At 70.4% G+C, this 10,428-nt stretch carries 8 protein-coding genes; 7 read left to right on the top strand and 1 reads right to left on the bottom strand.

Annotated elements, in window-relative coordinates:
- From NJ376_RS19705 to NJ376_RS19670, 7 genes are all read left to right on the top strand, one after another.
- Positions 1-553, top strand: a 553-nt coding sequence (locus NJ376_RS19705) for an efflux RND transporter periplasmic adaptor subunit (RefSeq protein ID WP_252954997.1), incomplete at its 5' end; no start/stop codon positions are given.
- Positions 550-1,857 (top strand): ABC transporter permease DevC, encoded by a 1,308-nt coding sequence (gene devC, locus NJ376_RS19700; protein WP_252954996.1) that lies wholly within the window; start codon positions 550-552, stop codon positions 1,855-1,857. The genes NJ376_RS19705 and devC, both read left to right, overlap by 4 nt.
- A 132-nt stretch (positions 1,858-1,989) precedes the next feature.
- Complete coding sequence (locus tag NJ376_RS19695; RefSeq protein ID WP_252954994.1) at positions 1,990-2,703, top strand: ATP-binding cassette domain-containing protein; 714 nt, start codon at positions 1,990-1,992, stop codon at positions 2,701-2,703.
- An 81-nt stretch (positions 2,704-2,784) separates the two neighbouring features.
- The gene (locus tag NJ376_RS19690; protein WP_252954993.1) at positions 2,785-3,807 is read left to right on the top strand and encodes an amino acid ABC transporter substrate-binding protein; all 1,023 of its coding nucleotides are present in this window, start codon (positions 2,785-2,787) and stop codon (positions 3,805-3,807) included.
- 653 nt (positions 3,808-4,460) lie between these two features.
- Positions 4,461-6,578, top strand: coding sequence for a putative bifunctional diguanylate cyclase/phosphodiesterase (locus tag NJ376_RS19680; protein ID WP_252954992.1), 2,118 nt, complete (start codon positions 4,461-4,463; stop codon positions 6,576-6,578).
- Between the two features lie 270 nt (positions 6,579-6,848).
- Positions 6,849-7,187, top strand: coding sequence for an acyl carrier protein (locus NJ376_RS19675; protein ID WP_252954991.1), 339 nt, complete (start codon positions 6,849-6,851; stop codon positions 7,185-7,187).
- 217 nt (positions 7,188-7,404) lie between these two features.
- Positions 7,405-8,481, top strand: coding sequence for a TRAP transporter substrate-binding protein (locus NJ376_RS19670; protein ID WP_252954989.1), 1,077 nt, complete (start codon positions 7,405-7,407; stop codon positions 8,479-8,481).
- 45 nt (positions 8,482-8,526) lie between these two features.
- Here NJ376_RS19670 and NJ376_RS19665 read toward each other — a convergent pair whose 3' ends face one another.
- On the bottom strand, positions 8,527-10,101 hold the full coding sequence (locus NJ376_RS19665) for an ABC transporter substrate-binding protein (RefSeq protein ID WP_252954988.1): 1,575 nt from the start codon (positions 10,099-10,101) through the stop codon (positions 8,527-8,529).
- Between the last annotated feature and the right edge of the window lie 327 nt (positions 10,102-10,428).

Genomic DNA, 10,428 nt, shown 5'->3' with positions numbered 1-10,428 from the left:
CGCCGCGGCCGAACGGGCCCGCTACGCCGCCAGCGGCGCGACCGCCGAACGGGCGGAGGCGGAAGCCGCTCTGCAGCGCCTGCTGCAGCCCTGGCCCGCCGACCTGGCGGTGGCGGAGGCCGAGCTGGCGGCGGCCGAGGCGGCGCTGGCCCGGGCGCGCGCCGATGCCGCGATGTCGCGCGTCCACGCCCCCATCCCCGGCACCATCCTGAAGATCTACGCCCGCCCCGGCGACCAGGTGGGCAACGACGGGCTGCTGGACATGGCGGACCTCTCCCGCCTCGACATCGTCGCCGATGTCTATGAGACGGACCTGCCCCGGCTGCGCGCCGGCGCCCCGGCCGAGGTGGCGGTGCCCGGCGACCCCAACCGCTACCCGGCCAGGCTGCGCGAGATCGGCTGGATGGTCCGCCGCACCACCCAGGCCAATACCGACCCCATCGCCGCGGTGGATGCCCGCACGGTGGAGGTGCGGCTGACGCTCTCCGAGGAAGGCCGCGCGGCGCTGCTTCGCCGCAGCAACATGCAGGTGCAGGTCTCGATCCGGCCGTGAACGCGCTGACCCGCCCAGCCCCCGCCTTTGGCCCCGCCCCTGACCTCGAGCCCGCCCTGCTGCCCTGGGCGCCCGAGCGCATGGGGGAGGCGCCCCCGCCCGCCCCGGCCGGGGCACCCGCGCGGCGCCGCTTCGGCCCGGTGGAGGCGCTCTGGCTGCCGCTCCGCCTCGCCTGGCGGCAGCTTCGCTTCGAGAAGGCGCGGCTCGCCTCCGCCATCGCCGGGGTGATGTTCGCCTGCGTGCTGGTCTTCATGCAGCTCGGCTTCCGCGCCGCGCTGTTCGAAAGCGCGACGGCGCTGCTCTCCGCCATGCGGGCCGACATCTTCCTGATGCACCCGATGACCATCGTCAGCTTCAAGCCGGAGCCCCTGCCGCGGCTGCGCGCCAGCCAGGCGCTGGCGCTGCCGGAAGTGGCGGCGGCGGTGCCGGTCTATCTGACCCAGGCGACCTGGCGGAACCCGGCGACCGGCGTGCGCCGCGCCATGCAGCTCGTCGGCTTCGACACCGAGGCGGGGGTGATGGACATCCCCGGCCTGGCACCGCTGACGGAGGCGCTGAAGCGCCCGGACACCATGGCCTTCGACATCCGCTCCCGCCCCGAATTCGGCCCGGTGGCGCGACTGCTGGGGGAGCGCGGGCCCTTCGAGGTGCAGCTCGGCCACCGCATGATGGAGGTGGTGGGGCTGATCGAGATTGGCCCCTCCTTCGGCGCCGATGGCAATGTGGTGATGTCGGAGCTGAACTTCCGTCGGGTGGTGAAGGAGCGGCTGCCGAGCCAGGTGGATCTTGTCGCCATCAAGCTGCACCCCGGCGCCGACCGCGATGCGGCGATGGCCCGGCTGCGCGCCATCCTGCCGCCCGATGTCATGGTGCTGAGCCAGCCTCAGCTCGTGCAGCATGAGCGGAGCTACTGGGAGACTGCGACGCCGATCGGCTTCATCTTCATGTTCGGCAGCCTGATGGGCCTCGTGGTCGGCATGGTGATCGTCTACCAGATCCTGTTCAGCGACATCGCCAGCCATCTGAGGGAATACGCCACGCTGAAGGCGATGGGCTATTCCAACCTCTATCTCGGCAAGGTTGTGCTGGGGGCGGCGCTGCTGCTGGCCGTGCTGGGCTTCGTGCCGGGCTTCGCCATTTCCGTCCTGCTCTATGACGTGGTGGGCAAGGGTACCTTCCTGCCGCTTGGCATGGATGCGGCGCGGGGTTTCGGCGTGTTCGGCATGATCTTCGGCATGTGCGGCCTCGCCGGCCTGCTCGCCATGCGCAAGCTGCGCGATGCCAACCCGGCGGATATGTTCTAGTGATCCCCACGAAGTCGCTTCGCGCCTTCGCGGGGGCCCCGGTGTCCCCTTGCGATCGGCGCCTCGCACCGCCTGCCACGGCGAAGCCGCGGCCGGGCAACGGGCGGTCCGGATGGCCCGGGGGCGTCTGTCATGACTGAGGCTGCGCTGCCACTGGTGCTGCGGGGCGTCTCCTATGCCTTCGGGGAGGGGGAGCTGCGGCGGCCGGTGCTGCGGGCGGTGGATCTCGAAGTGCGGCCGGGGGAGATCGTGCTGCTCACCGGCCCCTCCGGCAGCGGCAAGACCACGCTGCTGACCCTGATCGGCGCACTGCGCGCCATGCAGGAGGGAAGCTGCCGCGTACTCGGCCAGGAACTGGCCGGGGCCAGCGAGGCGCAGCGCGTCCAGCTCCGCCGCCGCATCGGCTTCATCTTCCAGCAGCACAACCTGCTCGGCTTCCTCACCGCCCGGCAGAACGTCGCCATGGCGCTGGAATTGGCGCCCGGCCGCGGCGAGCGCGAGCGGCTGGCGGAAGCCGGGCGGATGCTGGCGGCGGTCGGCCTCGGCGACCGCGGGGAAAGCATGCCGGACCAGCTTTCCGGCGGCCAGCGCCAGCGCGTGGCAGTAGCCCGGGCGCTCGCCGGCCGCCCTGGCCTGATCCTGGCGGACGAGCCCACCGCGGCGCTCGACCGGCAGAGCGGCGGGGAGGTGGTGCGGCTGCTGCGGGACCTCGCCCGACAGCGCGGCGTCGCCATCCTGCTGGTGACGCATGACCCGCGCATCCTCGACCTCGCCGACCGCATCATCGCGATGGAAGACGGGCGGGTGGTGCCTGCGCCGCAGGCAGATCCCGTCCGAACGGGCTGATTCGGTTTTGGATCGGCATTGACAGGCTTTTTGCGCCGCAGCGAGGATCGCTCACACCTCTTGAGGGGGACGGGCAGGTTCATGCTGGGACGCAACTTCCTTCTTGCCGCGGCGCTCGCCGCCGGCATCTTTGCCGCCCTGCCCGCACGGGCGCAGCAGACGCTGGAGGCCATCAAGGCCCGCGGCCAGCTCATCTGTGGCATCCATACCGGCGTCGCCGGCTTCGCCCAGCCGGACAGCCGCGGCGTCTGGCAGGGCATGGATGTGGACATGTGCCGCGCCCTCGCCGTCGCCATCTTCAATGATGCGGGAAAGGTACGCTTCGTCCCGCTCTCCTCCTCCACCCGCTTCACCGCCCTCGGCTCCGGCGAGGTGGATGTGCTGTTCCGCACCTCCACCCAGACCATGCTGCGCGACGTGACGCTCGGGCTGCGCCATGTCGTGACCTATTTCTACGACGGCCACGGCTTCATCGTGCGCAAGGGCACGGTGGAGAAGGTGGCGGAGATGCGCGACGCCACCATCTGCCTGATCCAGGGCACGACCAACGAGCAGGTGACGGCGGATTATTTCCGCAGCATCAACACCCCCTTCCGCCCCCTGCTGTTCGAACGCACGGACCAGGCGGCCAACGCGTTGCAGGCCGGGCGCTGCGACAGCCTCGGCACCGATGCCTCGCAGCTCGCCGGCATCCGCTCCACCATGCAGACCCCGCAGGATTGGGTGGTGCTGCCGGAGCGCTTCAGCAAGGAGCCCTACGGCGCCTATATCCGCCGAGACGACCCGCAATGGTTCGACGTGGTGCGCTGGGCGACCTCGGCGCTGATCGAGGCGGAGGAGCAGGGCATCACCCAGGCCAATGCCGAGGAGCAGCGCCGCACCAGCGTGAACCCCAATACCCGCCGCCTGCTGGGGGTGACGCCGGAGCTGGGGGAGGCGCTGAAGCTGGACCGCGGCTGGGCCTACAACATGGTTCGGGCGCTGGGGAATTACGGCGAGATCTATGACCGCTCCTTCGGCCCGCGGACGCCCGTGGACCTGCCGCGCGGGCCGAACAAGCTGTGGACCCAGGGCGGGCTGATCTACGCCTTGCCGTTGCGCTGAAGCAGCCGAGGCGGCCGGCCGGGCCTGGTGCCCGCCGGCCCTTCGGCATCGGGCGCCCTGGCGCGGCCGCCGGGGCCCCGCCCCAGGGCAGGCCGGTCGCCTTCGGTCCCGCCGCCTCCACCCGGCGGCCTGCCTCTCCGGGCCGGTCAGGTCCTGCCCTCCCTCACCAGCCGGCGCCACGGCGCAGGAACGCCGCAATGCGGCAAGTCCGGCGCCGCTACAGCGGCAGTGCTGTAAAATCGACAATCGAAAAACATAGACCAAACACAGAAGAAAGCGGCAGCGCTGGGCTTGTGCGAAACGGCGCGGATCGCCGCTGGCGGCTGCGGCGTGGCTCGTGTATCGTTGAAGGCGGTATATTCGGCAGAATGATTCTCGACATCATTGTAAAATGGCATCCGATCCGCGCAGGCGCTTTGCTCCGGGACGCAGTCAATTACTTTATCGAAACAAGAAGCCGTCTCTTACCCGCGGGACAACCGTAAATTTTATCTATCCTACGGGTAACTAAATCATTAGACGTACTGCTCTGCCCGGCGGGGATCGCGACTCCGCCCGGCGGCAGGCGATATTGCCTTGGGAAGAGCTAGAACGGCGATGGCACGAAAGCCTTCAGCGGAGACAAGGCGCAGGCCTGCCCGGAGCATCGTGCGGTGCCCCGCCCCCCATCCCGCCGCGGCGCGCCCCGCACCGACCAGATGAACGCACGGCCCGAGACCGATCCGGCCCGCCTCACCCCGGACAGGGAAGTCGAGGATTTCTACGAAACCGCGCCTTGCGGCTTCGTCACCCTCGACCTTCAGGGCACCATCCTGCAGGCGAACGCCACCTTCCTGAACTGGATCGGCCGCAGGAAGGACCGCGGCCTCACCCTGCGGGAGGTGCTGGCCCCCGCCAGCCGCGTGGTGCTGGACCTGCAATCCCTGGACAGCCTGCCCTCCCAGGGCGAGACCCACGCCATCGCCCTGGAATTGCTGCGGGCCGAGGGCGGCCGCCTGCCGGTGCTGGCCTGGTTCCGCCGCGCGGAACGCCCCGGCGAGCCGCCCCTGCTGCGCGCCACCCTGTTCGATGCGACCGAGCGCCGGCGCTACGAGCGCGAGTTGCTCGCCGCCCGTCGCGCCGCGGAAGATGCGGCGTCGCGGCTTTCCGTGGTGCTGGAAAGCACCACGGACGGCGTGGTGCTGGTGGGGCCGGATTGGCGCATCGCCTATGCCAATCAGCGTGCCGCCGCGCTGCTGGGCCACGCGCTGGAGGAAGGCGCGGATTTCCGCACCAGCTTCCCGCAGGATCTGGACGGCGCCTTCGCCACCCACTGCGCCGCCGCCATGGAGGGGCAGAACGGGTCGGGCACCGAGGGTTGGCTGCCCGACGGCACCTGCCTCTGGCTGCAGCCCCACCCCGCCACGGGCGGCGGCATCGCGGTCTTCTTCCGTGACCTCTCCCGGACCAAGGCGCTGGAGCAGGACCGCGACCGCGACCGCGCCCGCATCGAATACCTGGCGACGCACGAGCCGCTGACCGAATTGCCCAACCGGCAGCATTTCGCCGAACGGGCGGAGCACCTGCTGCGCGACGGCCATCTCGGCGCCGCCCTCATCCTCCTCGACATCACCCGCTTCCGCCGCGTGAACGAGACCCTTGGCCGCCCGGTGGGGGACCTGCTGCTGCGCGCCGTGGCCGGGCGGCTGCGCACCGCGCTGCGCCCTGGGGATCTGCTCGGCCGGCTCGGTGGCGACCAGTTCGGCGTGCTGCTGCCCGGCGGCCGGGAAGGCAGCGGGCACGACCTGGAAGCGGTGGCGGCCGGCCTCGCCGGCCGGCTGGTGCAGACCCTCGGCGCCAGCTACTCGCTCGGGCCGCATCAGGTGGAAGGGGGTGCGGCCGGCGGCATCGCCGTCGCCCGCGGCGGCCAGCCCTTCGAGGCGCTGCTGGACGCGGCGGAACTCGCCCTCTCCGAGGCGAAGCAGCGCGGCCGCGGCAGCATCGCGGTGCACGACCCGCGCATGGGCCATGAGGGCGACCTCGCCTTCACCCTGCGGGAGGCGCTGGCGGCCGGCGAGTTCATCCTGCACTACCAGCCCGTCTTCGCCGCGCGCAGCGGGCTGCTGCGCGGCTACGAGGCGCTGCTGCGCTGGCGGCGGCCAGACCGCGGCACCCTGGCGCCGCAGCGCTTCATCAACGCGGCGGAGGCGAGCGGCTTCATCGTCCCGCTCGGCGCCTTCGTGCTGGACCGGGCCTGCGGCGACGCCGCGATGTGGGAGGACAAGCAGCTCCGCGTCGCGGTCAATGTCTCGCTGGAGCAGCTCCGCCATCCGGGCTTCGTCGGCGCGGTCGCGCGGGCGCTGCGCCGCAGCGGCCTCCACCCCTCGCGGCTGGAGCTGGAGGTGAGCGAGCGCGGCGCGCTGGCCCATGGCAGCGACAGCGTCGCCACGCTGCGGGCGCTGCATGCGCTCGGCGTGAAGGTGGCGATGGATGATTTCGGCACGGGGGCGACCCAGCTTTCCTATCTGCGCCTCTTCCCCTTCGACCGGCTGAAGATCGACCGCAGCTTCGTCCGCCAGGTGGCGACCGAGCCGCGGGAGCTGGCGATCGTCCAGGGCATCGTGGACATGTGCAGCCGGCTCGGCATCGCCACCACGGCGGAGGGGGTGGAGACCGAGGCGCAGCGCCGCGCCCTGGCGGAGGTGGGATGCGAAGAGCTGCAGGGCTACCTCCTCGGGGTGCCGCAGCCAATGGAGGGCAACCGGGAGCCGCCCATCCTGCCGGTGATCTGACCTTCCGGACCGGCGCCCTGTTCTTCAACGCTTTCTTCAGCTTCGGCCGGTAGCAAGACAGGGCCGCGGCCAGGATGGCGGCCGACCGTCTCAACCCGTGGCGCCCGCCGCCGGGCCGAGGGCAGGAGCCCTGGCCCCGAGGCCAAGCCGCCAGAGCGTGATCGGTTGAGGTCGGATCGACCGAGACCGTGGATCACGCGAGCCAACACGAGCTGGAGCGGGCAGGGTGAGCGAAGCTCGGCCCATCCCGCTCCGGGTCCCGGAACCGGCATGGCCAGACCGATCGACGAGGTGAAGAACTGGATGACCATGTTCCGCTGGATCGTGAAGGCGATCCGCGACGAATACGGCATCGAGGAAGCGAAGCTCACCCGCCACGCCCAGCTCGAGACCGAGCTTGGCCTCTCCATCGAGCAGGTGGAGGAGATGCTCGGCATCATCCATGCCAGCTTCGGCATCCACTTCCCTCAGGGCACGCTGGACGAGGTCCTTCGGCTGGAGGAGCTGTGCATGCTCGCGAGCTGGATGAAGGGCCTCTACAAGCGGCCGGAATTCATCTCCGACGCCTTCGCAGCCGAGTGCCGCGCCGCCAACCCGGGCATGGCCTGAGGGCTGGCCCGAAGGGACCGGGGAAGGCCGGAGGGGCAGCAGCGAACGCCCTGCTTGCGGGCAGCCCTTCGAGGCGCCGGACCGCGCCCGGTCGAGCCATTTCGTCCGAAGCGGCCGGCAGGTTGATCGTTCCCTTTCCGATGCCGCTTGCTCTAGCCTCCCTATCAGGCCGCCCCATCCAGAAGGGCGGCCGGCAAGACAGGGAGTTCCAATGTCCATGAACCGTCGTGGCCTGCTGGCCGCGGGGGCGGCCGGCACTGCGCTCGCCACCCCCAACCTCGCCGCCGCCCAGCCTCAGGTGCTGTGGCGCCTGGCGAGCAGCTTCCCGAAATCCACCGACGTGCTCTGGGGCGTCGCCGAGATCCTCTCCCGCCGCGTGGCGGAGCTGACCGGCGGCGCCTTCCAGATCCGCATCTTCGCCGCCGGCGAGCTGGTGCCGGCGCTGCAGGTGCTGGATGCGGTGGGGGGCGGCAATGTCGAATGCGGCCACACCGCCGCCTACTACTATATCGGCAAGGACCCCTCGATGGGGTTCGGCACGGAAATGCCCTTCGGCATGAATGCCCGGCAGCACCTGGCCTGGATCCAGCAGGGCGGCGGCCGCGAGGTGATGGAGGAGGTCTATCGCGACCAGGGCGTGGTCGCGCTGCCCGCCAACAATACCGGCGCCCAGATGGGCGGCTGGTTCCGCAAGGAGCTGCGCACCGTCCAGGACCTGAATGGGCTGAAATTCCGCATCGGCGGCACCGGCGGGATGGTGCTGCAGAAGCTCGGCGTCATCGCCCAGCAGCTTGGCGCGCCGGACATCTACCCCGCGCTGGAGCGCGGCGTGATCGACGGCGCCGAGTGGGTGGGGCCGCACGACGACGAGAAGCTCGGCTTCCACCGCGTCGCGCAATATTATTACTACCCGGGCTGGTGGGAGCCCTGCTCCGAAGGCGACATCCTCATCAATGCCCGGTCCTGGGAGGCGCTGCCGAAGACCTACCAGCAGGTGCTGGAAGCGGTGGTGGGGGAGACGAATGTCTGGTCCATCGGACGCTACGACCACCTGAACGTCGCCGCGCTGCGCCGGCTGGTGGCGGGCGGCGCGCAGCTCCGCCCCTATCCGCGGGAGATCCTGATGGCCTGCCACAGGGCGGCGCAGGAGACCTATGCGGAGATCGGCGAGCGCAACGCCCGCTTCCGGCGGGTGCATGCGCATTGGGACAAGTTCCGCCGGGACACCCAGAGCTGGTTCCGCGTGGCGGAGGACAGCAGTGCGAACTTCCTGGCCGTGGCGGAGCGGGTCTGACAGCGGGGGAGGGCCTTGCCCTCCCCTGCCCTTGCGCGGACTGCCTCAGCGCTGCGGCAGGCGGACCCAGCGGAGCTGGATGTAATTGTCCGCGGTCTGCGGCACGTCCACCCCGTTGCGCGCGGCCCAGACGATCTGCTGCTGGTGCAGCGGGATGTAGCCCACATCCTCCCGCAGCACCCGCGCCGCCTCGCTGATGATCCGCTGCCGCTTCGCCGGATCGGTCTCCACCGCCATCTGGTCGATCAGCGTATCCAGCTGCGGGTTGGAGTATCCGCCATTGTTGAACACGCCGCGGGAGCCGTTGCGGGAACCCGCCAGGCTGAAGAAGGCGTTGTGCGCGTCGCTCGTCGTCGGCGTCCAGCCCAGCAGGTAGAAGCTGGTGTTGTAGCGCGGCGCGTTGATCTCGGCGAAGTAGCGGGCGCGGGTCTGGGCGTTCAGCGTGACACGGATGTTGATGCGCGCCAGCATGGCGACGATGGCGGTGCAGATCGCCTCGTCATTCACATAGCGGTCGTTCGGGCAATCCATCGTCACGCCGAAGCCGTTCGGGTAGCCGGCCTCCGTCAGCAGCTTCCGCGCCGCCGCGAGATCGACCGGGGGGCGCACATCGTCGGCCTCAAGGAAGCCGTTCACGCCCGGGCCGTAGATCAGGTTGCTGGGGCGGGACTGGCCGCGCATGACGGTGCGCTGGATGGCGTTCATGTCGATCGCCAGCAGCATGGCGCGGCGCACCCGCACATCCTGGAAGGGGTTCTTCCCCTGCACGTCGGATTTGAGGAGCTGCGGCCGCATCTGGTCCATGCCCAGGAAGATGGTGCGCAGCTCCGGCCCCTGGATGATGCGGACGCCCTGGCTGCGGCCGATGCGGTCCACATCCTGCGGCGGCACGGTATAGACGAAATCCACCTCGCCGGAGAGCAGCGCGGCGACGCGCGTCGCGTCATTGGCGATGATGTTCAGCTCGGCGCGCTGGATATTGTGCTCCGGCTTGTCCCACCAGTCGGGGTTGGGCTCGATGATGGTGCGCCGGTCCGGCTCCCGCAGCACCAGGCGGAAGGGGCCGGTGCCCATGGCGTTGCGGGTGGCGAAGTTCTCCTCGCGGGAGGTGAGGTCGGCCGGGCGGGTGGCGTTGTTCTTCTCCGCCCAGACACGGGAGAAGATGCCCCAGTTGGTGATCTCCTGGATCAGGATGGGGTCCGGGACGCTGGTCTCGAACTCCACCGTGTGGTCGTCGATCTTGCGGACCTCCTTCACCGTCGCCAGCACGGATTGAAGGTTGGAGCCCGGGGCGCGGACACGCTCGGCGCTGAATACCACGTCGTCGGCGGTGAAGGGCGTGCCGTCCGTGAACTTCACGCCGCGGCGCAGATGGAAGCGCCAGACGGTGGGGGACGGCTGCTCCCAGCGCTCGGCCAGGGCGGGCTCTGGCTGCATCTGCCGGTTCCGCCGTACCAGGGGCTCGTAGAAATTGGACCCGAAGGACAGCAGGAAGGTCTCCTGCCGGGTATAGGGGTCCATGGAATTGACGTCGCCGTCATTGGCCCAACGGAAGGTCTGGGCCTGGGCGGTGAAGGCGGTGCCGCAGAGCAGGGCGGCGGCCAGCGCGAAACGACGCATCGTCAGGGTCTCTCCCAGCGCAATTCTGCCGTTCTAGCCCGGCGTTGCGAGGGCGCAAAGCGGAACGAGACCCCTCGCCGAACGGCGAGGTACAGTAACGCGTGTCAGCCGCCCAGCGCCCCGCTGCGGCAGGCTATGCGAGGCCAGTTAGGCTTGGAGGGGCCCCGTGGCGGCGCACAGCGCCCGCCTGGGGCGAGACCCGGCCCCCGCGGCGGCGCGAAGCGCCGTCGTGGGGAGTCAGGCCCGCAGCGCCCGCGGCAGGTCCGCCACGGCCCGGTCGATCAGCGCCGCATCGGCCTTGGCGTCCATCCGCTCGGCGATCACGTT

Origin of the sequence: Siccirubricoccus soli, from assembly GCF_024178315.1 — a bacterium.
In the GTDB taxonomy this organism is placed as follows: Bacteria; Pseudomonadota; Alphaproteobacteria; order Acetobacterales; family Acetobacteraceae; genus Siccirubricoccus; species Siccirubricoccus soli.
This window is presented reverse-complemented; position numbering and strand designations above follow the sequence as displayed.